Here is a 22867-nt window from a genome sequence, read left to right on the forward strand (position 1 = left end):
CAGTCGGATCGGGCGCTTGCGCCGCCATCCGGCATGATTTCAGGCTGCGGCCTCTTCTTCTGCCAGCCGGGCTTCGGCGTCCGCCACGATGGCTTCCAGTTCGGTTAGCATCTCTTCATAGCCCAGCGGCACAGTGGCGCTCATCGCCTCCTGTACGGCAGGTTTTACCACGGGCTGACGTTTCTTCGCCGATTTTTTACTCATCTTGCGACTCCTTTTCTGGCTGGCTACACCGGTAAATCTACCAGTAATGCGCGCAGCGGCGTATCGGCAACCAGCGTAATGTTAGGTTCATCACGAATAAATGCGCCATCTCCGCAGGTTAACGCCTCGCGTTCTTCGTTGTGCGTCATCGCGTGGAACGTACCGTGAATCGACTGCAAATAGGCGCGCGGCCCGTGAAGCTGGAAATTAAGCGATTCGCCTTTCTCCAGCGTAATATGATGTACCCAGACCTGTTGGCGCAGTTGTAAGCTGTTTTGCTCACCGTCGGGCGAGGCAAGAAGCTGTTGTTGCGCCGCCAGGAGTGGGATTTTTTGTACCAGCGTGTTTTCCCGTTCAGGACAGGCGTCAAGCCACAGTTGCATTCGGGTTAACGACTTAACTTTGCTGAGATTATGTTCGCTGTAGCTAATGCCCGGCTGCGCGGCGAGCAGTAGCGCTTCGCCCGCTTTAGCCTGTACATGGTTGCCGTCGCTGTCGCGGTATTCCGCTTCGCCGTCCAGAATCAGGTTTAAAATATCCACCTTTGGATAAGTTCGAGGCTGAAAAGAGGCGCCCGGCGCCAGCACTTCCTGGTTCAGTACGCGCAACGACGCGTAGCCCAGCAGTGTAGGGTCGAAATAGTGTCCAAAGGAGAAGGTATAGCGGGCCTGTAGCCATCCGTAGTCTGCCTGTCCACATTGTTTGGCGGTTCGGGTCGTAATCATCGTTATTAACCTCTCTTTACTTCCTTTTATGTTAAGGGGCTGGACGCTGCATTGTTAGCCAGATATTCTGCCCGGTATGTTCAAATTTCCTGAATGAGAACGTTATGGCTAAAGAGAGAGCGCTGACGCTTGAAGCATTGCGTGTGATGGACGCCATTGACCGCCGGGGCAGTTTTGCCGCAGCGGCTGATGAGTTGGGGCGGGTGCCCTCCGCGCTGAGTTACACCATGCAGAAGCTGGAAGAAGAGTTGGACGTTGTACTGTTCGATCGCTCCGGCCATCGTACAAAATTCACCAACGTCGGACGTATGCTGCTGGAACGCGGGCGGGTATTGCTGGAAGCGGCAGACAAGTTAACGACGGATGCTGAAGCGTTGGCCCGCGGTTGGGAAACGCATCTGACGCTGGTCACTGAAGCTCTGGTACCGACGCCTGCTTTTTTTCCGCTGATCGACCGGCTGGCCGCTAAAGCCAATACGCAGCTTTCATTGATTACCGAAGTACTGGCTGGCGCATGGGAGCGGCTTGAGCAGGGACGGGCGGATATCGTCATCGCTCCGGATATGCATTTTCGATCGTCGTCGGAAATTAACTCCCGTAAGTTGTATACGTTAATGAATGTGTATGTCGCCGCGCCTGACCACCCTATTCATCAGGAGCCGGAGCCGCTTTCGGAAGTGACGCGGGTTAAATACCGCGGCGTAGCGGTAGCGGATACCGCGCGCGAGCGGCCGGTATTAACGGTGCAACTGCTGGATAAGCAGCCACGTCTGACGGTAAGCACGATTGAAGATAAACGTCAGGCGCTGCTGGCCGGGCTTGGCGTCGCGACCATGCCATATTCGATGGTGGAACAGGATATTGCCGAAGGGCGGCTACGCGTGGTCAGCCCGGAATCGACCAGCGAAATCGATATTATTATGGCCTGGCGGCGCGACAGTATGGGGGAGGCAAAAGCCTGGTGCCTGCGGGAAATACCTAAGCTATTCGCCGGAAAATAAATAGCGCGCGGCGCTTTAAAAGCGGCGCCGCGCCGCCATCAGGAAAAACGTTTCGGATCGGGGCCGAAGCGGTTGTCGCCCGGCGTACCATTCTGGCAGTTGAACGCGATGATGATAAGCCAGCCGATAATGGGGATAAGTAGCAACAGTAGCCACCATGCGGAGCGGTCAGTGTCATGCAGACGACGGAACTGCACGGCCCACCACGGTAAAAAGATCAGAACGCCGTAAATGGTGGTCAGAACGCCTTCACCCCCGGCGCGTTGCCAGCCAAGCATGGCGTCCAGCAGGCCCAACACAAAGGTAAAGATGATATTGACCAGAATAAACATCCAGTACTCTTTGCGTCGTGCGCGGCCGCCAAATCCCAGATAATTTTTTAAAACCTTTAAATACCAATCCATTTTCGCCTCAATAATGGTTCAATCACTTGTTTTTAAAGTAATCAAACTAAGAATAGCCGCGAATGAAATGTTGGTAAATATTTGTGGTATTTATTAATAAGGCATCCCGGAGGACGCCTGAAATTAGCCAAAGCGCACGTCGCGCCCGTGAGGTTCGAGCAGATCCTGCCACGGTCCGACAGAAATGATACCCGTGGGGTTAATCGTTTTATGGCTACGGAAATAGTGGTGACGAATATGGTCCATATTAACAGTTTCAGCAATGCCCGGTATTTGATAGATATCGCGCAGGAAACCGTACAGATTCAGGTAGTCGCTGATTCGGTATTTGTCGCATTTGAAATGAGTCACGTAAACCGGATCAAAGCGTACCAGGGTCGTCCATAAGCGGATATCCGCCTCGGTCAACTGGTCGCCCGTCAGATAGCGGTGCTGTCCGAGAATCTGTTCCAGGCGCGCCAGCGCAGTAAATACCTTGTCTACCGCTTCATCATACGCTTGCTGGCTGGTGGCGAAGCCTGCTTTATAAACGCCGTTATTAACGTTGTCATAAATCCAGCCGTTTAACTCGTCAATTTTGCTTTGCAGCGCGGGGGGATAGTAATCCCCGGCTTTAGCGCCCAGCCCATCGAAGGCGGAGTTAAACATACGAATGATTTCGGCGGACTCGTTGCTGACGATAGTATGATTTTTTTTATCCCATAAGACCGGTACGGTGACGCGGCCGCTGTAGTGTGGATCGGCGTGCAGATACAACTGGTAGAGAAATTCATGCTGATAGAGGGTATCGCCGGTGGCCGCCGGAAAAGTATCATCAAACGTCCAGCCGTTTTCCAGCATCAATGGATTCACGACGGAAACCGGAATAAACGGCTCCAGACCTTTCAGTTTACGGAAAATGAGCGTGCGATGCGCCCAGGGGCAGGCAAGGGAAACGTACAGATGGTAACGATCTTTTTCTGCGGCGAATCCGCCTTCGCCGGAAGGTCCGGGCGCGCCGTCAGCGGTAAGCCAGTTGCGGAAAGCCGACGCTGAACGCTGAAATTTCCCCCCGGAAGATTTGGTGTCATACCAGGTGTCGTGCCAGACGCCATCGATCAGTTGTCCCATGTCTCTCTCCTTCAGATGACAAAAGCGAGGCGCTATTCCCTCGCTTTTTTAATTGAGTATAGATTGCTTACCACTTTTTATTCAGCAGACGGTCAAGGCTGAACGCGCCAGGCCCGGTTAACGCCAGTAATAAGAATCCGCCGGCAATGGTCAGGTTTTTCATAAACATCAGCGAGTTTACACCTTCTGCAAAATTGCTATGGAAGATCAATGCCGTCAGCAACGTAAAACCTGCGGTGAAAAGCGCAGTGGTGCGGGTGAGGAACCCCAGCAGAATCGCCAGACCGCCGCCGAACTCAAGCAGTATGGTGAGCGGCAGCAGGAATCCTGGTACGCCCATCGCTTCCATATACTGCTGTGTGCCCGCATAGCCGCTAATTTTTCCCCATCCTGCGGTAATAAACAGAACTGGCATTAAAATACGCGCTATCAGTACACCAACATCTTCTAATTTTTTCATTTTATTCTCCAGGAGGCCGATTCGGCGGCTGCTGCTATTTTCATGAGCAATGACGCGGTTTAGCGCGTCATTGTTATCGCTGGAGAGAATCATAAACGTGGCGTACAGGAATTGTTAGCAAGGAAAATTGCCAAATTTTTTCAAAAAATTTGAGTGATTGATAAAGAGACGATATGCATAAAAGTATCGCGCCACCAGGTGTAATCGGGCGATAACCTGATGGCACGATGCTATAAAAGAAAAGATATTAACCGCGGAGCTGTTGTTGACGGAGGGTAGTTTTTACCAGGCGCCAGGCGCTCCAGATACCCAGGCCGCGTTTCGCCCAGCGTACCAACATATTAGGATGACGGATGGTCCAGATGGCCATTACGCTGCTACCGACCAGCGCCCAGGAGCGCAGGCTTAACACCGTATTCCAGCCGCGATCGTACGCGCCGGTGGTCTCCAGCCAGTCGCGACGGCTGGCGGACAGATCCAGCCGTTGCTGCTGGATCTGACTGAGAAGCAGCGCTTTACGTTTTTCGCGTTCGCCTTTGCTACTCACGACTGATCGTCCTCCAGAATTTGCCGATCGTTAGCCAGTTCGTGCCGCGTATGGCGCAATAGCGTGGACTGACGCGCTTTGCGCAAAGTCCAGATGCCGCCGATTAGCGCAAGCACTAACAGCACAACTGTGGTAGCGATCATCGCGTTCAAACGGTACTGAGGATCGATAGCCCAGATGACCAGAACCATCAGGCTCATTAAGCCAAACGCCGCGAAGAGCATGGTAAGACCTACCATCAGCAAAAGCTGAAAGAGGTTCGCTTTCTCTTCTTCCAGTTCTACTACCGCCAGTCGCAGCCGGGTTTCCACCATCTCAACGATAATGGTGACAATCCGCTGCCCGATACCCAGTACGCTTTTGCCTGGTCCTTGTGCCTGTCGAGAGTCCGCCATAATTAACGACGCGTCAGCAGTACGCCCAACACCAGACCGACAGCGGCGCCAATGCCTACGCCTGTCCAGGGATTTTCGCGCACATAATCATCGGCGCGGGCGGCGGCGACGCGAGTCTGTTTGGCAATCACATCACCCGTTTCGCCCAGGCGGTAACGGCTCTCTTTCAGCGCGCGCTCGGCTTTGCTACGAATCTTACTCAACTCTTCTTTCGACTTTTCGCCCGAAGAGCTCAGCACTTCTTCAAGCGTATCGGTCAGGGATTTCAACTCAGCGCGCAGATGTTCCGTAGTGTTATCTTTCGACATAGTTTTCTCCAGGTGAGTGAGTATTTACATTCGGCGTTAATTTAGTAGTCTCTGGCCTCAAGTTTTTTTAGCTCATCCTGAGCCTCGGCCAGCTTACGTTCACGTTTGTCTATTTTATCCGCATCGCCTTTTGCTTTTGCCTCGGCTAAATCACGTTGGCGTTCGGCTACCTCTTCTTTTTGCTCGGCGATCTTTTTCTGATGCTCGGCGCGCAGCTTGCTGTCAGTACAATTGGCGCGTACTTCGCTGAGCGCCTTGTTCAGACCCTCAATACGGCGCTGATTGTTGTGCTTTTCAGCGTAGCTAATTTCCTTTTGTATATCCTGCTCTTTTTCCTGACAAAGCGAATTAGCGTAGCTGCCGGCGCTAAGCGTAAAAAGCGTGATAGCCAAAGCGATGCGGTATTTCATTCCTGAACTTTCCCTTATGTTCGGACCCGTTGTCCGGGGCGGTGATCCCGATAATAACGCGGTGGGTTAAGCACCGCTTTATTAATCATAGTCATTAAACAATGAAATCACCAAAGTGAGTGATATGATTCGGATTCCTGGAGGTTAGCCAAAGCGGTGTGAGCTTTCCCGTAAGCGGGACAGCCACTGTACCGTTTCGTTGTCATCGTCCTGCTGAGCGACGACATAACCGTGTGGTAACGTTTGATCAAGCACTGTTTTTGCTGCGGCGCTTTGCGCAGGGGAATCGAAGGTAATGAGCAACATGTCATTTTTAGGCGTAATGCTTTTAAAATGAATGCCGTTCGCATCCAGATGATGCAGAACTGAGAAGCCGTCTGGCATACTGGCGCCCTGGTTAACCGCGCGAATGGCCAGCGTCGACTCTTGCTGACGCAGCGTTGACCACGTCATCATGAGTATGGTCAGCATCAGTAGAAAAGCGCTGATCCAAATGAGTTGTCGGGCAGTTATGCGTGGTTTAAGCATAAGTTATCCCCGGCTCCCATACTTCTTTTTCCACAGCATGACCAGTGAACCCGCCAGGCCAAAAAAGAGCAGCACCACGGGCAGCAGCATCAGGCATGACATTAACTGATCTTCATACTTCATAAAGACGGGCGTTTTGCCCAGCAGATAGCCCAGCGACGTCAGGATAAGCACCCACAACAAGCCGCTCATCCAGTTGAAGAACTGAAAGCGCGCGTTATTCAGACCGGATATGCCGGCAATGGTGGGCAGCAGCGTTCTGACAAACGCGATAAAACGGCCTATCAATAGTGCCGACAGGCCGTGTTTATGGAAAAGGTGATGGGCGCGTTGATGATAATGTGCGGGGAGATGAGAGAGCCAGTTTTGCACGGTGCGGGTATTCCCCAGCCAGCGGCCCTGAATATAGCTGACCCAGCAACCCAGGCTGGCCGCGACGGTAAGCAGCAAAATGGTTTGTGGATAACCCATCGCGCCTTTGGCGATCAGCACGCCGACCAGGATCAACAGGCTGTCGCCAGGCAAAAAGGCGGCAGGGAGCAGCCCATTTTCCAGAAACAAAATCATAAATAACACAAAATATAACATGCCAATCATGGAAGGATTGGCCAGTGTTTCAAAGTCCTGAGCCCACAGGGCATTCAGCAATTGAGTCAGTAGTTCCATTCAGTATTCCTGGAGAATCGGTTAACGTCACGCCGGTGATCTGAGGTTTGCACTGCCGCAACAGAGTTGGAGTTTTTATCAGCGTTGCGGAAACGGCAAATTCGCGGCCTGAACTATTCCTTGTTAAGTTGTGAAGTAAGCAAGCACTAACACACAAAAATTCAAAATGCATCTAATTGTAACAAAGGTCAACGAAGTCCGTTATAGAAATTACGCGTCGTTGAGCTTTGATTTTGCTTATCGCAAAGGAGGGTGGCGAGAGGATTTACACAGGCTGACACTTTATACTGTACGCTGACCGAGCGCCGCGGCAGACGCCATCTACATATAACGTTACGCGAGGATGTCGCGCGTGAACATCAATTCGCTTTCCGTCACAGCCTATGGATTGGGAGATTCAGATCTATCGTTACGCCGGATGGCATACGCCATCCGGCATCAATAATCACTTAGCTACGCAAGGCGTTATTCGCCAGACGTTCGTCCTCTGCCTGGCAGGCTGCCGCAGTGAACAGAACATCGGTAGATGAGTTCAGCGCCGTTTCACACGAATCCTGCAATACGCCGATAATAAAGCCGACCGCTACTACCTGCATCGCGATATCGTTCGGGATGCCAAACATGTTGCACGCCAGCGGGATCAGCAGCAATGAACCGCCTGCCACGCCGGAGGCGCCGCAAGCACACAGCGAGGCCACCACGCTCAGCAGCAACGCTGTAGGCAGATCCACCGGGACGCCTAACGTATGGACTGCCGCCAACGTCAGAACCGTAATGGTAATTGCCGCGCCGGCCATATTGATAGTGGCGCCCAGCGGAATGGAAACGGAGTAAGTATCCCTGTCCAGATTCAGCTTTTCGCACAGCGCCATATTCACTGGAATATTGGCGGCAGAGCTGCGGGTAAAGAAGGCATAAACGCCGCTTTCACGCAGGCAGGCGAACACCAGCGGATAAGGGTTGCGACGAATTTTCCAGAATACCAACAGCGGGTTGACCACCAGCGCGACCAGCAGCATACAGCCAATCAAGACGACCAGCAGGTGCGCATAACCCCACAGGGTGGAGAAGCCGGTGGTTGCAAGCGTTGATGAAACCAGACCAAAAATACCGACTGGCGCGAAACGGATCACCAGTTTCACCATAAAGGTCACGGCGTTAGACATATCGTTCACGAGGTTTTTGGTGGTTTCATTGCCATGACGCAGGGCAAATCCCAGACCGACGGCCCACACCAGAATCCCGATATAGTTAGCGTTCAGCAGCGCGTCGATGGGGTTCGACACCATGCTCATCAACAGACCGCGCAGGACTTCTACAATGCCGGACGGCGGCACGATATCCTGGGCGCTACTGGACAGATGCAGCGTTGAAGGGAAGGCGAAGCTGAACACAACGGCCGCCAGCGCGGCTGAAAAGGTGCCTAGCAGGTAAAGAAAGAGAATAGGGCGAATATTGGTTTTTTGACCGTGCTGGTGGTTGGCGATCGAGGCCATTACCAGCATCAGCACCAGAACGGGGGCGACCGCTTTTAAGGCGCCGACGAACAGGGTGCCAAGCAAGCCAACCGCTTCCGCCGCAGGCTTAGAAATCCATGCCAGTAAAATCCCCAGTACCAGACCCACTAAAATTTGTTTAACCAGACTGCCTTGCGCTAAACGCTGCAGTAGCCCTGATGCTCGTTGCGTAGCCATTTCATGTTCCTTGTATTGTGTTGCTGGTCATCCCCTGCACGCTCTTACGGCGCATCTTTCAGGATGTAACAAAGTGTTTGCCTGGTTGAGTATAAGGAAAGTTGAAGGTTCGGGAAGCGAAATATCCTGGATTTTTTGCTGTGATCATGTTTTATAACTTTATATTAACAGTATTGTGACATGTTAAACAAAAACGCCCGACAGGTGTGCGCTGCCGGGCGTTTTTGACGGGGCAGGTTTACCCCGATAAAAGATTATTGCGCTCGTAGTTTCTTATCGCGCTGATGGTTAACCCAGGCGTTAATCACCAGCGTAATGGTCAGAATGCCAAACACTACGCCCAGCGAAATCGCGATAGGAATATGGTAGAAGTCGACGATCAGCATCTTAATGCCGATAAAGACCAGAATGACCGCCAGACCATATTTCAGCATCGAGAAGCGTTCCGCCACGCCGGACAGCAGGAAGTACATCGCGCGCAGTCCTAAGATGGCAAACAGGTTAGAGGTCAGTACGATGAACGGGTCGGTGGTGACCGCAAAGATCGCCGGAATACTGTCAACGGCGAAGATCACATCGCTGAACTCAACCATAATCAGCACCAGCAGCAGCGGCGTGGCATACAGCAGGCCGTTTTTACGTACGAAAAAGTGCTCGTTCTCGATCGTATCGGTCATGCGCAGATGCCCGCGCAGCCAACGCACCATCGGTTTTTCGCCAATGCCGGATTCGTCTTCCTTCGCCAGCGCCATTTTTACGCCGGTAAACAGCAGGAAGGCACCGAACACATACAGCAGCCATTCGAACTGAGTGATAAGCCAGGTACCGGCGAAAATCATGATAGTACGCAACACGATCGCACCAAGAACACCATACACCAGCACCCGGCGTTGCAGAGCCGGAGGGACGGAGAAATAGCTAAACAGCATCAGCCAGACAAAGACGTTATCTACGGCCAGCGACTTTTCAATCAGATAGCCAGTAAGGAACGCTAATGCCTGCGGGTCAGCAACTTCGCGCCCTTGCGTTTCAGCCAGATACCACCAGAAAGCGGCGTTAAACAGTAGCGAGAGCGTTACCCACAGGATTGACCATCCTGCCGCTTGTTTCATCGACATAGCATGTGCGCCACGGCGTCCCTGTAACAACAGGTCGATGGATAGCATTATCACCACAACAACCGCGAATCCACCCCATAATAATGGCGTACCAACAGTATTCATTATTTCTCCCTATGCAAAAAAAAAACGGCTAACGCCGAATGGCATTAGCCGTTGCTTTTATGCATAGACCTTGCCATTCGGCAAGGTCTCACTTACAACAATAAAGGAATACGCTGACGCATTCCTTTATGGCTGCCCGGTGACCGGATGTGGTTTTGCACACATCGTAATGACGATCGACCGGCAATGAAGTTACTCCCCTTTGCGCGTAACAAAGTATGACAGGCCACGCGTAGAGTCAATGGCCTGTAACATGTGATTTACATAATTTTACGCAGTAAGGGGATGAGTCAGATCGTCCGCCGGGAAGATGACCCCGGTTTGACGGCGTATTTCTGTAAGCCATTTTGCCGTGGCGCGACTTAGCGACAACCCCGGATGTTCCACGGCATGGTTTTCAATAAGCTGGGCAAACGCCCCGGCTTCATACAGCATGGTATTAATATGCTGAGGCTGGGTCAGATCCTGCATCAGCGCGCCGCGCGGCGCCAAACACACTTTCTGGCATTCCGACAGCTTTTCAATGACCAGCGATCCCCTCTCGCCCTGAATTTCACTGGCCAGTACCGAGTCGCTGACTTTGGAATGCTGTAGCGTGACGCTAAAATCGCCGTAATCCATAACCACGACGCCGTGCGCATCTACTCCGCTTTCCAATAAATTCGCCGACGCCTGAACGCTGCGCGGCTCGCCCCATAGCGCGATCGCCGACGCCAGACAGTAATACCCGATATCCATAATCGAACCATTGGAGAAGGCCGGATTAAACGTATTCGGATTTTCACCGTTCAGATAGCGCTGATAACGTGAAGAGTACTGGCAGTAATTTAGTAATGCTTTATGCATTCTGCCGATTTTCGGCAACGATTCCCGCAGCAGCAGGAAATTGGGCAGGCAGGCGGTTTTAAAGGCTTCAAACAGTACCCGCTGATTATCGCGCGCGCAGGCGATAGCGGCATCAACCTCCGCCAGGTTAGAAGCCAGCGGCTTTTCGCACATGACATGTTTTTTATGCTGCAAAAAGCGCTGCGTCTGGGAGAAATGCAGGGAATTCGGGCTGGCGATATAAACCGCCTCGATCGCGTCGCTTTGCGCCATCGCTTCCAGCGAGGTAAACAGATGCTCGACGGGATAATCATTTGCGAAAGACTGCGCCTGTTCAAGACTACGGGAGTAAACGGCGGCGAGCCTGAATTTGCCGGTTTCATGGGCGGCGTCGACAAACTGGCGCGTGATCCAGTTAGTCCCAATTACAGCGAAACGTATCATAAACGTCAGCGGACTCCAGAAAGGGATTTTTCGTCAATGTAGCACGCCTTTCCGCCCTTGCCAGTGCGCTGCGACGCACTCTGGCATTTTACTGGCGAGAAGGGCACCCGTGTGCGCTATCAGCCCCAATAGTGACGCCAGCGCCCAGATATTTAGGCTGACGGTGCAAAATTTTGGCATCCAGCACCGCGCTAACCCGCGCCAGCTTTTCCCGAAGTCGTGTGTAGGTTCCGTGCCTTTTATTCAGATCCGGCGCGTTAACGCCGATAGCGTCTATGCCATATTGTTGCGCCAGCCAGATCGCCCGTTGATTATGAAATGCTTGCGAGATAATCGTAATGCGGCTTTCGCCAAACACTTTCCGGGCGCGAACCACGGAGTCCAGCGTGGAGAATCCGGCATAATCACAAAAAATGGCCGCTTCCGGCACACCTTTCGCTATCAGCGCCTGCTGCATCGCCGAAGGTTCATCGTACTCTTTTTTGCCGTTATCGCCGCTGACTAACAGCCACTTCACTTTACCGGCGTGATACAACGCGGCGGCAGTATTAATCCGCCGGGTAAAATACCGATTGCCGGGTTTAGCGCCTAACACCAGCCCGACGTTGCGGGCGGGAACGGTCTGAATATCATTCCATGTCAGATGCTGCGAGGCGTTGACGATAAGCCAGTTGGAATAGAAAAGCGCGACGCCTGCTGCGACAAGCAGAAAACACGCCACTGTTAACGCCCGGCGTGTAAAACAGAGGCGGCGGATAAAACGGGCACATTGTGAGAGCATGGTTGTTGCGCGGTTCCGTTGGCGGTGGATAAAAAATACCCTCTACAGATCGTCATCCTTGACGTGGCGGCAGGCAATGAGCGAAATGTGAACGCGTCGATTTTATGCCCACGCCGTTAAAAAGATACGGGGGAAGGGGCATTTTCAGAATTTATTGTGCCGACAGCGCCTGATGCGTCAGCCACAGGCGCGTATCAAACTCCAGTTGATGGTACTGCGGCTCCATATGGCAACAGAGCTGATAAAACGCTTTGTTATGATCTTTCTCTTTCAGGTGTGCCAGTTCGTGAACCACAATCATCCGTAAGAATGGCTCCGGGGCGTTGCGAAACACGGTGGCGACGCGGATCTCCGCCTTTGCCTTGAGCTTGCCGCCCTGAACGCGCGAGACAGCGGTATGCAGTCCCAGCGCATTTTTCAGCACATGGATCTTGCTGTCATACATCACTTTATTAATGGGCGGCGCATTGCGCAGAAACTGACTTTTCAGTTCCTGAGTATAGTGATATAGCGCTTTGTCAGTGGCGTAATCATGCGCGCCGGGATAACGTTTTTCCAGCACCGCCCCCAGGCGCTGCTCGGCGATTAAGGCGCGCACCTGGGCAAGGAGATGTTCCGGATACCCCTGAAGGTAAGTTAGTGAGGTCATCAAAGCTCCATGTTGCTGATAAAAAGTGTATACTCACGCACCCTTTTCAGGGATAACGCCGCAATTTTACCATTCAGGAGGCCTAATGAGCCACGTAGACGACGGTTTCCGTTCACTGACGCTGAAACGTTTTCCGCAAACGGATGATGTTAACCCGCTTCTGGCGTGGGAGGCGGCCGATGAGTATCTGCTGCAGCAGTTGGATGAGACGGAAATTCGCGGCCCGGTGCTGATCCTGAATGATACGTTTGGCGCGCTAAGCTGTGCGCTGGCGGAGCATTCGCCATACAGTATTGGCGATTCGTATTTAAGCGAACTGGGTACGCGAGAGAATTTACGCCATAACGGCATCGCGGAGTCCAGCGTAACGTTTCTCGACAGTACCGCTGACTACCCGCAGGCGCCGGGCGTGGTATTGATTAAAGTACCGAAAACACTGGCATTGCTGGAACAGCAGTTACGCGCTTTGCGTAAGGTCGTTACGGCGCAAACGCGTATTATCGCCGGCGCGAAAGCGCGTGATATTCATACCTCTACGCTGGAACTGTTTGAAAAAGTGCTGGGCCCAACCACGACGACGCTGGCGTGGAAGAAAGCGCGCCTGATTAACTGTACCTTCAGTCATCCGCAACTGGCCGACGCGCCGCAAACGCTAAGCTGGAAACTGGAAGATACAGGCTGGACGATTCACAACCACGCGAATGTGTTTTCTCGTACCGGATTGGATATCGGCGCGCGCTTCTTTATGCAGCATTTGCCGGAAAACCTCGACGGGGAGATTGTCGATCTCGGCTGCGGCAATGGGGTGATTGGCCTGAGCTTACTGGCGAAAAATCCGCAGGCGAACGTGGTATTTGTCGATGAATCGCCGATGGCGGTAGATTCCAGCCGTTTGAATGTAGAAACGAACCTGCCGGAAGCATTCGAACGCTGCGAATTTATGATCAACAACGCGCTCTCCGGCGTGGAGCCGTTCCGTTTTAACGCTGTGTTCTGCAACCCGCCGTTCCACCAGAAACATGCGCTGACGGACAATATCGCCTGGGAGATGTTCCATCACGCCCGCCGCTGCCTGAAAATCAACGGCGAACTGTATATTGTGGCGAACCGCCATCTGGACTATTTCCACAAGCTGAAGAAGATTTTCGGTAATTGCGCGACGATAGCAACCAACAATAAGTTTGTTATTTTGAAAGCGGTGAAGCAGGGACGCCGTCGATAAGGCGCTCAAGCGTCATACCGGCCTATAAAACCGGTATGACGACGTAAGCCCGATAAGCGCAGCGCCATCAGGTAAAGTCGTTAAATCTCCAGCGCCAGTCGGGTGCCCTGGGCAATCGCCCGTCGGGCATCCAGCTCCATCGCGACATCGCATCCGCCGATAAGATGTACCGTTTTACCTGCGGCGCGTAACGGGTCCGCCAGCTCGCGGCGAGGTTCCTGTCCGGCGCAGATCACCACATGATCCACTTCCAGCAACTGCGGTTCGCCGCCGATCAAGAGATGTAATCCGTCGTCGTCGATCTTCTGGTAACTGACCGCCGGGATCATCTTCACGCCGCGCGCCAGTAACGTCGCGCGATGGATCCAGCCGGTGGTTTTACCTAACCCTTCGCCCGGCTTGCTGGCTTTGCGTTGCAGCATGACGATTTGCCGTGGACTACGTGCCAGGCGCGGGCCTTCCGGGCGCAGACCGCCTGCCTGTTGCAGGCTGGTATCAATTCCCCATTCCGTACAAAATTCAGCAATATTTTGGCTGGTGGATTCGCCGTGCTGGCTCAGATACATGGCCGTGTCAAAACCGATCCCGCCGCAGCCAATGATCGCCACTCGCTTACCAACCGGCGCTTTATCGCGCAATACCTCCAGGTAGGTCAATACTTTTGGATGATCGATACCGTCTATCGGCGGGCGGCGCGGTACTATTCCGCAGGCGAGGATCGCTTCGTCAAACGGCTGAAGATCCTCTGCGTTCACCCGTTGGTTCAGTTTCAGCGTAACGCCAGTAACATCGATCATTCGACGGTAGTAGCGCAGCGTTTCGTAAAACTCCTCTTTACCCGGGATCTGCCTGGCGATAGTAAACTGACCGCCAATTTCACTCTGGGCGTCAAACAGCGTGACATGATGGCCGCGCGACGCGGCGTTAATCGCGAAAGCCAGCCCCGCCGGGCCTGCGCCGACAACGGCCAGGTTCTTTTTGCGTATGGCCGGCGTTATCGGCATGTGGGTTTCGTGACAGGCGCGCGGGTTCACCAGACAGGAGGTCACTTTGCCGATGAAGATCCGATCCAGACAGGCCTGATTACAGCCGATACAGGTATTGATCTCATCTGCGCGTCCGGATTGCGCTTTAGTCAGGAATTCAGCATCGGCAAGGAAGGGACGCGCCATCGACACCATATCGGCATCGCCGCGCGTCAGGATCGTCTCGGCGACCTGCGGATCGTTAATGCGATTGGTCGCGATCAGCGGAACCGACACATGACCTTTGAGTTTCCGTGTCACCCAGCTAAAGGCGCCACGCGGTACTGGCGTGGCGATGGTCGGGATTCGCGCCTCATGCCAGCCAATGCCGGTATTAATTAGGCTTGCGCCTGCGGCTTCAATGGCTTGCGCCAGTTGTACCGTTTCGTCGAACGTGCCGCCATTTTCCACCAGATCGAGCATCGACAGGCGATAGATAATAATAAAGTCGTTCCCTACCCGCTGGCGTACCGCGCGTACTACCTCAACCGCGAAGCGCATACGGCTGGTATAGTCGCCGCCCCATTCGTCATCGCGATGGTTAGTTCGCCGCGTGAGAAATTCATTAATCAGATAGCCCTCTGATCCCATCACCTCTACGCCGTCGTAGCCTGCTTCCCGCGCCAGCTGCGCGCAATGCGCGAAGTCGTCGATTAACTGCAAGATTTCATCATGCGTCAGTTCATGCGGCATAAAGCGGTTGATTGGCGCCTGAATTGCCGACGGCGCGACCAGGTGCGGCTGATAGCTGTAACGCCCGGTGTGCAGAATTTGCAGCGCGATTTTACCGCCTTGCGCATGTACGGCATCGGTCACCACGCGGTGAGGCGTTAATTGGCTGGCGTCGTTCAGCATCGCGCCGCCGGTCATCACGACCCCGGAGGGAACGGGCGCAATACCGCCGGTGACGATTAACGCTACGCCGTGTCGCGCGCGCTCGGCATAAAATGCCGCCAGGCGCTCGGCGCCATCAGGATGTTCTTCCAGACCCGTGTGCATCGATCCCATCAGCACGCGGTTTCTGAGAGTAGTAAAGCCCAGATCGAGCGGGGCGAACAGCGACGGGTAGCTCATAAGCGTATCCAGTATGTAAAATTATTGTTATGTGGTCGGATGAGTTACTACTGTAGCCGTCGCGAGGTAAAAGGGAAAAGGGGAATGTGGTGATTGTGATGGGATTCAAAAAAGAGGCCGCGACCCGGGGAAAACAGGCCGGATAAGCACAGCGCCATCCGGCATCGTTTTTAAACCTCTTCAACGCTCACCTGCATCGCCGCCAGCGCATTACGCGCTGATTTCAATACCTGTTCGCACAGTTCAATGGTTAGCGTGAGCGGTGGCTCAATACGAATTGTTTTCGCATTATTCAGCGTACCAGCGACCAGCACGCGTTGACGGAACATCTCACTGGCAAAACGGTAGCCCGTTTCGTTATCGACAAATTCAATGGCCATCAACATACCTTTGCCGCGCGCATCGTGTACCAGATTGGGATACTCACGCGCAAGTTGTCGAAAACCATCCAGGAGCGTATCGCCTTTTTGTTCCGCCTGGGCCGGGAGATTTTGTTCCAGCAGGACGTTAATGGTCGCCAGCGCGGCAGCACAAGCCAGCGGATTACCGCCAAAAGTGGTGGTATGCAGGAAGGGGTTGTCGAACAGAACCGAAAACACCTCTTCAGTCGCGATGGTGGCGCCAATCGGCATCACGCCGCCGCCCAGGGCTTTCGCCAGACACAGAATATCAGGCTGCACATTTTCGTGCTCACAGGCAAACATCTTGCCGGTACGCCCCATGCCGGTTTGTACTTCATCCAGAATCATCAGCGCGCCGAATTCGTCACAGAGCTTACGTACCTCTGTCAGGTATCCCTGCGGCGGCAGGATCACGCCGCCTTCACCCTGAATAGGCTCCAGAATCACGGCTGCTATCTCGTCGCCCGTTTTTTTGCCTTCGCTAAATGCCATGCTCATCGCGTCGATATTGCCAAACGGCACATGGCGGAAGCCCGGCAGTAAAGGCATAAAGGGTCTGCGGAAGGTGGATTTGGCCGTGGCGGAGAGCGCGCCCAATGATTTGCCATGAAATGCGCCGCTGGTGGCGATAAAGGTAAACTTGCCGCGCGGCGACTGATACGCTTTTGCCAGTTTTAGCGCCGCTTCGACGGATTCGGTGCCGCTGTTACAGAAAAAGCTGTACTTGAGTTTCCCCGGTGTCAGCGCCGCCAGCGTTTTTGCCAGCATCGCCCGCAAGGGATCAAGTAACTCCTGGCTGTGGAGAGGTTGTTTTGCGAGTTGATTCTGGACGGCGGATACCACAACAGGATTACGGTGCCCCACGTTAAAGATGCCAAACCCCCCAAGACAGTCGATAAACTCCTGCCCCTGGGTGTCGACAAGCGTATTCAAACTGCCCGCTTGCCACTCTACGGCTCCGTAATCCCCGCCGGCGGTAACAGATTTCCGGTATTCCAGAAATCCTGGATTTACATGCTCTTTAAAGTAGTCAATGACCTCTCGGTTTAGTGCTTTCATTTCCTCATGGTTTAGTGTTCGCTTCTCGATGAGATTCAGTGCGTGCGCGCTACAGGCCAAAGCCGATGCGCTGGAAGGTAACCTGTTCAAAATGAGCTCCAGAGGGCCGTGTATCACATGATACTGAATTAAGTATTGCAGGGATTAGCGGGGGTCTAAGCCCATAGTGAAAATCGGGATAAACACCAGGAATAATCACATTTACACAACATTTAATATCATGCGTTAACAATTGGATGCATTTTGAGCAGATCTTGTTTTATGGTTTACGGTGTGTTGCGGTAGCAGCGGCGTGAGAAAAAGGTGAGCCAGGGCAGATTTTAAAGAAAAAGGTTGTCCACGCTAAACAATTTCATAATGAAAATAAGGCCCGGGATGAGGTGAAAATCGTACAAATATTAAGGATTAATCGCAAATTGCGATCCAGAGCAATTTTAACAACTAAAGATAAATAGATTAGCGCCGAAATAACATCTGAGCGAAAAATTAACATCCAGATAACCTGCACAGGACGCTATCATGTCTTCTCATCCCTACGTCAGCCAGCTAAATACCCCGCTGGATGATGATACCACTCTGATGTCTACGACCGACCTGGAAAGCTATATCACTCACGCCAATGACACTTTTGTCCAGGTGAGCGGCTATCAGTTAAACGAGTTACTGGCGCAGCCACATAATCTGGTGCGTCATCCGGATATGCCGAAAGCTGCCTTCGCAGATATGTGGTACACCCTAAAACAGGGCGAACCGTGGAGCGGCATTGTGAAAAACCGGCGTAAAAACGGCGACCATTATTGGGTGAGGGCCAACGCGGTACCGATGATACGTGAAGGGCGTGTGACGGGATATATGTCGATCCGTACCCGCGCCACGGATGATGAGATTGCCGCCGTCGAGCCTTTATATCAGGCGCTAAATGAAGGGCAGTGTAGTAAACGAATTCATAAAGGCCTGGTGGTTCGTCAGGGTTTGCTGGGCAAACTGCCCGCTATGCCTGTTCGCTGGCGAGTGCGTAGCATTATGGGGCTAATGGCCGTAATGCTGGCGTTGGCGTTGTTCGGTACGGATGCCTCATGGCAGGCGTTGCTGTTGGGCGCGTTGGCGATGCTGGCAGGTACGGCGCTATTGGAATGGCAAATTGTGCGTCCCATTGAAAATGTGGCGACGCAGGCGCTGAAAGTGGCGACCGGCGAACGCAACAGCGTACAACACCTTAATCGTAGCGATGAGTTGGGGCTGACGCTGAGGGCCGTGGGGCAGCTTGGCTTGATGTGCCGCTGGCTGATCAATGACGTATCAAGTCAGGTTTCCAGCGTCAGAAACGGCAGTGAAAGGCTGGCGAAGGGTAACAATGATCTGAACGAACACACCCGTCAGACCGTGGAGAATGTTCAGGAAACGGTAACGACCATGAACCAGATGGCGGAGTCTGTGAAGCTCAATTCCGAGACGGCTTCCGCTGCGGATAAGCTTTCCATGGCGGCCAGTAGCGCGGCGACTCAGGGAGGTGAGGCGATGGATACGGTGATTAAAACGATGGATGATATCGCTCACAGTACGCAACGTATCGGGACGATCACCACGCTAATTAACGATATCGCTTTTCAGACGAATATCCTGGCGCTGAATGCGGCGGTAGAAGCGGCGAGAGCGGGCGAGCAGGGGAAAGGGTTTGCCGTGGTTGCTGGTGAGGTACGCCATCTTGCCAGCCGCAGCGCTAACGCGGCGAACGATATTCGTAAATTAATTGACGCCAGCGCAACAAAGGTGCAGTCAGGCTCCGAGCAGGTTCACGCCGCAGGCCGTACCATGGATGACATTGTAGCCCAGGTGCAAAATGTCACCCTGCTTATCGCACGGATCAGCCAGTCGACGCAGGAACAGACAGATGGGCTTTCCAGCCTGACTCGCGCCGTGGACGAGTTGAACCGCATAACCCAGAAGAATGCGGCGCTGGTGGAAGAGAGCGCACAAGTCTCCGCGATGGTAAAACACCGTGCCAGCCGGCTGGAGGATGCGGTCACGGTACTGCATTAAGTTTATTTGTAGGTCGCAACGGTAATGACATCCGCCCGGTAGCAACAAGCTTACCGGGCGGATGCGCTCTGATAGAAGGCGGTGCCTGCCATCATAGAGAGTACCAGTGGCCTGTGATGTTAAAAATAATGTGATATTTATTCCTTCTCCCTTGCCTACCTATTAATAGGTATAAACTCAGTTAATAAATAAGAAATGGTTAACCTTTTAGCGTATTTCTTTCATTATTAGTGCCAATTTATGTCACTTTTGGTTCATCTTTCTGTGAACAATAAATATTACTTACTAATAATGTTCCGAAATAAAAAGCGATCAATATCATAAAGTTAGTAACATTATTGCCGATAAATCTTCCTGTATGAGGATATGCAATCCCAGGGAGAAAATATGTTTTTGCATAACATTAAAATACGTTCAAAATTATTTATGGCCTTTGGCTTATTCATTGTTCTCATGGTGGTGAGTTCCGCTCTGTCTTTGTTTAGCCTTGATCGGGCTAATACGGGTATGCAGAACATTATTACCAATGATTATCCCACCACGGTAAAAGCCAATCTGTTAATCGATAATTTTAATGATTTCATCATCGCGCAGCAGCTCATGTTACTGGATGAAGAGGGGCGCTGGAGCCAGAGTTCGCAGAAAGAGCTGGATGAAATAAGCCAGCGTATTACGGCGTTACTGGATGAGCTTTCCAGCAATCGTCACGATGCGGCTTCGCAGAAAATCATTACCGAGATCCGTGAAGCGCGCCAGCAATACCTGGAGTCCAGATTCCGTATTTTGCAAGATATTCAAAGCCATAATCGTCAGGCGGCCATTCAGGAGATGATGACCAGAACGGTGCAAGTGCAAAAGGTCTATAAGGACAAAGTTCAGGAACTTATCGCCGTTCAGGATGCGCAGATGCACAACGCGGGCGTGCAGGTCGAAGGAGATTTTAAAACTAACCGGACGCTGTTAATTACCCTGGCGCTGATAAGCATCGCTGCCGGATGCGTAATGGGATGGTATATCGTACGTTCCATTACCCGACCGCTTGATGACGCAGTACGCTTTGCCGAGGCGATTGCCGATGGCGATCTGACTCGCCATATCATCACCGACTATAAAGATGAAACAGGCGTACTACTGCAAGCATTAATGGCGATGAAAACGCGTCTGCTGGATATCGTACAGGAAGTGCAAAACGGTTCGGAGAGTATCTCCACGGCGGCGGCGCAAATTGTCGCCGGTAACCAGGATTTGGCGGCGCGTACGGAAGAGCAGGCCAGCTCGGTTGAAGAAACGGCGGCGTCGATGGAACAGATTACCGCCACGGTTAAAAATACGGCTGACCATACCAGTGAAGCGACCAAACTCTCTGCCGGCGCCGCCAGCGTAGTGAAAAACAATGGGGAGATGATGAATCAAGTGACGCAGAAAATGCGCGTCATTAACGATACGGCAAATCGTATGTCGGATATCATCAATATCATTGATTCCATTGCCTTTCAGACCAATATTCTGGCGCTGAACGCGGCGGTTGAAGCGGCGCGCGCGGGCGAACATGGACGTGGTTTTGCCGTTGTCGCCGGAGAGGTTCGCCAGTTGGCGCAAAAGAGCGCCTCGTCAGCCAGTGAAATCCGTAATTTGATTGAAGATTCAACCAGTCAGACTCAGGAAGGGATGCACCTGGTGGAGAAAGCCAGCGCCCTGATTAATGGCATGGTGGATAACGTCGAAGAGATGGATGTGATATTACGTGAGATTGGGCAGGCCAGCCGCGAGCAAACTGACGGTATTTCGCAGATTAATAGCGCGATTGGCCTGATTGACGCCGCCACGCAACAAAACTCCTGCCTTGTGGAAGAGTCTGTTGCCGCCGCAGCGTCGCTGAACGAACAGGCGTTACATTTAAAAGAGCTGGTTAACGTGTTCCGTGTCCGCGAAGAGGACACGCAGCCCGCTTAATCCAGTTCGGCGATTTCCAGCGCCGCGCGATCAATCACGCCGATAATGCGTTTGATTTGCGCGTCGTTGATATCGCTGTGGTTTATCCGCAGATCCAGCACGGCCTTAAAGTTATCCAGCGCCCGCTTCATCTGCGGATTTTTACGTAACTCCATGCCCACACAACGGGCTTTTAGCCGCGCCTGAATATGCGTCAGATGTTCGCGATTTTCATCAAGCCATTGCGCGCCGTTCGCGGTAATCGCGATTTTTTTCCGCCCGCCTTCTTCGTCGCTAATCGTGATAAATTGCTGATCCTGTAAAAAATCCAGCGTAGGGTAGATCACACCAGCGCTTGGCGTATAGCCGCCCCCCGTCAGGTTTTCTATCGCTTTAATCAGTTCATAGCCGTGGCTGGCGTCCCGGGTCAGGATATCAAGAATGACCAGCCGAAGTTCCCCGTGGCCAAAAAATCGCTGGCGTCGACCACCGCCCTGTCCATGACGACCACAGCCGTGTCCGTGACGGTGTTCGCCGCCGCAACTGGCGTTCTCATGCTGATGCGCGCTATGGCAGCCTTCATGCTGATGTTCTCGATCTTTACAGCAGCCGTCGTGCTTATGATCCCGATTTTTGCAACACCCTTCATGTTGATTTTGCATCATTGCCTCCTGTTTATTTAGATATATCTAATTTATATCTAAATTATGGGTTTTAGCAAGGGTAAAAGCCATTGTTGCTATAATATATTAATTTATAACGTTTTATTCTAAGGTTATAGTTAGCGACGCGTTGCCAGAATACTATCAAAAAACAGTTGCATTTTTACTGATTAACAATCATTATCATTTAAAACTTTAATTTAGATATATCGTATTACTTCACGAAGGCAAAAAATGACGACATCATCCGCACGCTATCCACAGCGTGTTCGTAACGAACTGCGTTTTCGCGAGCTAACCGTTCTGCGGGTAGAACGTATTAGCGCAGGATTTCAGCGGATCGTACTTGGCGGCGAGGCGCTGGACGGTTTCACCTCCCTGGGCTTTGACGATCACACGAAAGTTTTTTTCCCTGAGCCAGGCTGTCGCTTTACGCCCCCGACAGTCACTGAGGAAGGCATTATCTGGGGGGAGGGCGTTCGTCCGGTCTCCAGGGATTACACGCCGCTGTATGACGAGGCGCGTCGCGAGCTGGCGCTGGATTTCTTTATCCACGATGGCGGCGTAGCCAGCCGTTGGGCAATGGAAGCCCGTGAAGGCGATACACTGACGATTGGCGGGCCGCGCGGTTCGCTGGTGGTGCCGGAAGAGTATGCCTGTCAGGTTTATGTCTGCGATGAGTCCGGTATGCCTGCGCTACGTCGTCGTCTGGAATCGCTTAGCCGTCTGCCTGCGCGCCCTGCGGTAACCGCGCTGGTGAGCATTCAGGATGCGGCATACCGTGATTATCTCGCCCATTTGACGGATATTACTGTGGAATATGTTGTTGGCGGCGATGAACAGGCAATGCAAACGCGCCTGTCGCAGCTGACAATACCAGAATCAGACTATTTCATCTGGATTACTGGCGAAGGCAAAACGGTAAAACGTTTAAGTCAGTGCTTTGAAAAGGGATTTGATCCACACCTGGTACGTGCGGCAGCCTATTGGCATCGTAAATAGCGGTATGGGGCGAGCTCTGTCAGAAACAAAAAAGCCACTCTTTAGAGTGGCTTAATTATATGATTTTAAAGCTAAA

At 52.6% G+C, this 22867-nt stretch carries 24 protein-coding genes; 5 read left to right on the forward strand and 19 right to left on the reverse strand.

Going from position 1 to position 22867, the window contains the following annotated elements; genetic code table 11:
- Nucleotides 1–39: 39 nt before the first annotated feature.
- Both HV477_RS15925 and HV477_RS15930 read right to left on the reverse strand, forming a co-directional pair.
- Complete coding sequence (locus HV477_RS15925; protein ID WP_000039326.1) at nucleotides 40–204, reverse strand: hypothetical protein; 165 nt, start codon at nucleotides 202–204, stop codon at nucleotides 40–42.
- Nucleotides 205–227: 23 nt separating this feature from the next.
- Nucleotides 228–929: a pirin family protein gene (locus HV477_RS15930; RefSeq protein ID WP_001620145.1), complete on the reverse strand. Its 702-nt coding sequence runs from the start codon at nucleotides 927–929 to the stop codon at nucleotides 228–230.
- Between the two features lie 104 nt (nucleotides 930–1033).
- Here HV477_RS15930 and yhaJ point away from each other — a divergent pair, with 104 nt between their 5' ends.
- Nucleotides 1034–1930: a DNA-binding transcriptional regulator YhaJ gene (yhaJ, locus tag HV477_RS15935; protein WP_001041026.1), complete on the forward strand. Its 897-nt coding sequence runs from the start codon at nucleotides 1034–1036 to the stop codon at nucleotides 1928–1930.
- A 38-nt stretch (nucleotides 1931–1968) separates the two neighbouring features.
- Here the strand turns inward: yhaJ and HV477_RS15940 are convergent, their stop codons facing one another.
- The 14 genes from HV477_RS15940 to HV477_RS16005 form a co-directional block, all read right to left on the reverse strand.
- Nucleotides 1969–2334 carry a DUF805 domain-containing protein gene (locus HV477_RS15940; RefSeq protein ID WP_000384139.1) on the reverse strand — a complete coding sequence of 122 codons (366 nt, stop codon included), beginning with the start codon at nucleotides 2332–2334 and terminating at the stop codon, nucleotides 1969–1971.
- Between the two features lie 123 nt (nucleotides 2335–2457).
- Nucleotides 2458–3444 carry a glutathione S-transferase family protein gene (locus HV477_RS15945; protein WP_021000797.1) on the reverse strand — a complete coding sequence of 329 codons (987 nt, stop codon included), beginning with the start codon at nucleotides 3442–3444 and terminating at the stop codon, nucleotides 2458–2460.
- A 67-nt stretch (nucleotides 3445–3511) separates the two neighbouring features.
- Nucleotides 3512–3904, reverse strand: a complete 393-nt coding sequence (locus HV477_RS15950; RefSeq protein WP_001592732.1) for a DoxX family protein — start codon at nucleotides 3902–3904, stop codon at nucleotides 3512–3514.
- A gap of 247 nt (nucleotides 3905–4151) precedes the next feature.
- Nucleotides 4152–4451: a YqjK-like family protein gene (locus HV477_RS15955; protein WP_000095496.1), complete on the reverse strand. Its 300-nt coding sequence runs from the start codon at nucleotides 4449–4451 to the stop codon at nucleotides 4152–4154.
- Complete coding sequence (locus HV477_RS15960; protein WP_000785626.1) at nucleotides 4448–4846, reverse strand: phage holin family protein; 399 nt, start codon at nucleotides 4844–4846, stop codon at nucleotides 4448–4450. The genes HV477_RS15955 and HV477_RS15960 overlap by 4 nt, the downstream gene beginning before the upstream one ends.
- Before the next feature lie 2 nt (nucleotides 4847–4848).
- Nucleotides 4849–5154, reverse strand: coding sequence for a YqjD family protein (locus tag HV477_RS15965; RefSeq protein ID WP_000031219.1), 306 nt, complete (start codon nucleotides 5152–5154; stop codon nucleotides 4849–4851).
- 41 nt (nucleotides 5155–5195) lie between these two features.
- Nucleotides 5196–5564 carry a DUF1090 domain-containing protein gene (locus tag HV477_RS15970; protein WP_000877297.1) on the reverse strand — a complete coding sequence of 123 codons (369 nt, stop codon included), beginning with the start codon at nucleotides 5562–5564 and terminating at the stop codon, nucleotides 5196–5198.
- 144 nt (nucleotides 5565–5708) lie between these two features.
- Nucleotides 5709–6092: an EnvZ/OmpR regulon moderator MzrA gene (gene mzrA, locus HV477_RS15975; RefSeq protein WP_000917516.1), complete on the reverse strand. Its 384-nt coding sequence runs from the start codon at nucleotides 6090–6092 to the stop codon at nucleotides 5709–5711.
- A 3-nt stretch (nucleotides 6093–6095) separates the two neighbouring features.
- Nucleotides 6096–6758, reverse strand: coding sequence for a DedA family general envelope maintenance protein YqjA (gene yqjA, locus HV477_RS15980; RefSeq protein ID WP_000422143.1), 663 nt, complete (start codon nucleotides 6756–6758; stop codon nucleotides 6096–6098).
- 449 nt (nucleotides 6759–7207) lie between these two features.
- Nucleotides 7208–8452, reverse strand: coding sequence for a serine/threonine transporter SstT (sstT, locus tag HV477_RS15985; protein WP_000235363.1), 1245 nt, complete (start codon nucleotides 8450–8452; stop codon nucleotides 7208–7210).
- A 254-nt stretch (nucleotides 8453–8706) separates the two neighbouring features.
- Nucleotides 8707–9675 carry a TerC family protein gene (locus HV477_RS15990; RefSeq protein WP_001098833.1) on the reverse strand — a complete coding sequence of 323 codons (969 nt, stop codon included), beginning with the start codon at nucleotides 9673–9675 and terminating at the stop codon, nucleotides 8707–8709.
- 270 nt (nucleotides 9676–9945) lie between these two features.
- Nucleotides 9946–10944 carry a Gfo/Idh/MocA family protein gene (locus tag HV477_RS15995; protein ID WP_023233465.1) on the reverse strand — a complete coding sequence of 333 codons (999 nt, stop codon included), beginning with the start codon at nucleotides 10942–10944 and terminating at the stop codon, nucleotides 9946–9948.
- An 88-nt stretch (nucleotides 10945–11032) separates the two neighbouring features.
- Nucleotides 11033–11725: a vancomycin high temperature exclusion protein gene (locus tag HV477_RS16000; RefSeq protein WP_000951045.1), complete on the reverse strand. Its 693-nt coding sequence runs from the start codon at nucleotides 11723–11725 to the stop codon at nucleotides 11033–11035.
- 151 nt (nucleotides 11726–11876) lie between these two features.
- Nucleotides 11877–12374: a M48 family metallopeptidase gene (locus tag HV477_RS16005; protein ID WP_000202966.1), complete on the reverse strand. Its 498-nt coding sequence runs from the start codon at nucleotides 12372–12374 to the stop codon at nucleotides 11877–11879.
- A gap of 85 nt (nucleotides 12375–12459) precedes the next feature.
- On the opposite strand from HV477_RS16005, the gene rlmG reads away from it, so the two are divergent.
- On the forward strand, nucleotides 12460–13596 hold the full coding sequence (gene rlmG / locus HV477_RS16010) for a 23S rRNA (guanine(1835)-N(2))-methyltransferase RlmG (protein WP_000019989.1): 1137 nt from the start codon (nucleotides 12460–12462) through the stop codon (nucleotides 13594–13596).
- A gap of 80 nt (nucleotides 13597–13676) precedes the next feature.
- On the opposite strand, the gene HV477_RS16015 is transcribed toward rlmG, so the two are convergent.
- Nucleotides 13677–15695 carry an NADPH-dependent 2,4-dienoyl-CoA reductase gene (locus tag HV477_RS16015; protein WP_000121533.1) on the reverse strand — a complete coding sequence of 673 codons (2019 nt, stop codon included), beginning with the start codon at nucleotides 15693–15695 and terminating at the stop codon, nucleotides 13677–13679.
- Between the two features lie 170 nt (nucleotides 15696–15865).
- Nucleotides 15866–17245 (reverse strand): putrescine aminotransferase, encoded by a 1380-nt coding sequence (gene ygjG, locus HV477_RS16020; RefSeq protein ID WP_001520281.1) that lies wholly within the window; start codon nucleotides 17243–17245, stop codon nucleotides 15866–15868.
- Nucleotides 17246–17674: 429 nt separating this feature from the next.
- On the opposite strand from ygjG, the gene HV477_RS16025 reads away from it, so the two are divergent.
- A complete protein-coding gene (locus HV477_RS16025) occupies nucleotides 17675–19195 on the forward strand; it encodes a PAS domain-containing methyl-accepting chemotaxis protein (protein WP_079899125.1) in 1521 nt (506 codons plus the stop codon).
- A gap of 387 nt (nucleotides 19196–19582) precedes the next feature.
- The gene (locus HV477_RS16030) at nucleotides 19583–21148 is read left to right on the forward strand and encodes a methyl-accepting chemotaxis protein (RefSeq protein ID WP_079899126.1); all 1566 of its coding nucleotides are present in this window, start codon (nucleotides 19583–19585) and stop codon (nucleotides 21146–21148) included.
- Here HV477_RS16030 and HV477_RS16035 read toward each other — a convergent pair.
- Nucleotides 21145–21792 carry a PadR family transcriptional regulator gene (locus tag HV477_RS16035; protein ID WP_000983434.1) on the reverse strand — a complete coding sequence of 216 codons (648 nt, stop codon included), beginning with the start codon at nucleotides 21790–21792 and terminating at the stop codon, nucleotides 21145–21147. The genes HV477_RS16030 and HV477_RS16035 overlap by 4 nt on opposite strands.
- Nucleotides 21793–22023: 231 nt before the next feature.
- Between HV477_RS16035 and HV477_RS16040 the strand changes: the two genes are divergently transcribed.
- On the forward strand, nucleotides 22024–22791 hold the full coding sequence (locus HV477_RS16040; RefSeq protein WP_001620121.1) for a siderophore-interacting protein: 768 nt from the start codon (nucleotides 22024–22026) through the stop codon (nucleotides 22789–22791).
- Nucleotides 22792–22867: the final 76 nt, after the last annotated feature.

The organism is Salmonella sp. SG203 (assembly GCF_013350575.1).
GTDB lineage: Bacteria > Pseudomonadota > Gammaproteobacteria > Enterobacterales > Enterobacteriaceae > Salmonella > Salmonella enterica.

Bases quoted from the DNA above. Each gene is read 5' to 3' on its own strand.
- HV477_RS15940 (WP_000384139.1), bottom strand. From the start codon at position 2,334: ATGGATTGGTATTTAAAGGTTTTAAAAAATTATCTGGGATTTGGCGGC.
- HV477_RS15925 (WP_000039326.1), bottom strand. From the start codon at position 204: ATGAGTAAAAAATCGGCGAAGAAACGTCAGCCCGTGGTAAAACCTGCC.
- rlmG (WP_000019989.1), top strand. From the start codon at position 12,460: ATGAGCCACGTAGACGACGGTTTCCGTTCACTGACGCTGAAACGTTTT.
- HV477_RS16025 (WP_079899125.1), top strand. From the start codon at position 17,675: ATGTCTTCTCATCCCTACGTCAGCCAGCTAAATACCCCGCTGGATGAT.
- HV477_RS15990 (WP_001098833.1), bottom strand. From the start codon at position 9,675: ATGAATACTGTTGGTACGCCATTATTATGGGGTGGATTCGCGGTTGTT.
- yqjA (WP_000422143.1), bottom strand. From the start codon at position 6,758: ATGGAACTACTGACTCAATTGCTGAATGCCCTGTGGGCTCAGGACTTT.
- sstT (WP_000235363.1), bottom strand. From the start codon at position 8,452: ATGGCTACGCAACGAGCATCAGGGCTACTGCAGCGTTTAGCGCAAGGC.
- HV477_RS16040 (WP_001620121.1), top strand. From the start codon at position 22,024: ATGACGACATCATCCGCACGCTATCCACAGCGTGTTCGTAACGAACTG.
- HV477_RS16000 (WP_000951045.1), bottom strand. From the start codon at position 11,725: ATGCTCTCACAATGTGCCCGTTTTATCCGCCGCCTCTGTTTTACACGC.
- yhaJ (WP_001041026.1), top strand. From the start codon at position 1,034: ATGGCTAAAGAGAGAGCGCTGACGCTTGAAGCATTGCGTGTGATGGAC.
- HV477_RS15930 (WP_001620145.1), bottom strand. From the start codon at position 929: ATGATTACGACCCGAACCGCCAAACAATGTGGACAGGCAGACTACGGA.
- HV477_RS15960 (WP_000785626.1), bottom strand. From the start codon at position 4,846: ATGGCGGACTCTCGACAGGCACAAGGACCAGGCAAAAGCGTACTGGGT.
- HV477_RS15965 (WP_000031219.1), bottom strand. From the start codon at position 5,154: ATGTCGAAAGATAACACTACGGAACATCTGCGCGCTGAGTTGAAATCC.
- HV477_RS15970 (WP_000877297.1), bottom strand. From the start codon at position 5,564: ATGAAATACCGCATCGCTTTGGCTATCACGCTTTTTACGCTTAGCGCC.
- HV477_RS16015 (WP_000121533.1), bottom strand. From the start codon at position 15,695: ATGAGCTACCCGTCGCTGTTCGCCCCGCTCGATCTGGGCTTTACTACT.
- HV477_RS16030 (WP_079899126.1), top strand. From the start codon at position 19,583: ATGTTTTTGCATAACATTAAAATACGTTCAAAATTATTTATGGCCTTT.
- mzrA (WP_000917516.1), bottom strand. From the start codon at position 6,092: ATGCTTAAACCACGCATAACTGCCCGACAACTCATTTGGATCAGCGCT.
- HV477_RS16035 (WP_000983434.1), bottom strand. From the start codon at position 21,792: ATGATGCAAAATCAACATGAAGGGTGTTGCAAAAATCGGGATCATAAG.
- HV477_RS15945 (WP_021000797.1), bottom strand. From the start codon at position 3,444: ATGGGACAACTGATCGATGGCGTCTGGCACGACACCTGGTATGACACC.
- HV477_RS15950 (WP_001592732.1), bottom strand. From the start codon at position 3,904: ATGAAAAAATTAGAAGATGTTGGTGTACTGATAGCGCGTATTTTAATG.
- HV477_RS15995 (WP_023233465.1), bottom strand. From the start codon at position 10,944: ATGATACGTTTCGCTGTAATTGGGACTAACTGGATCACGCGCCAGTTT.
- HV477_RS16005 (WP_000202966.1), bottom strand. From the start codon at position 12,374: ATGACCTCACTAACTTACCTTCAGGGGTATCCGGAACATCTCCTTGCC.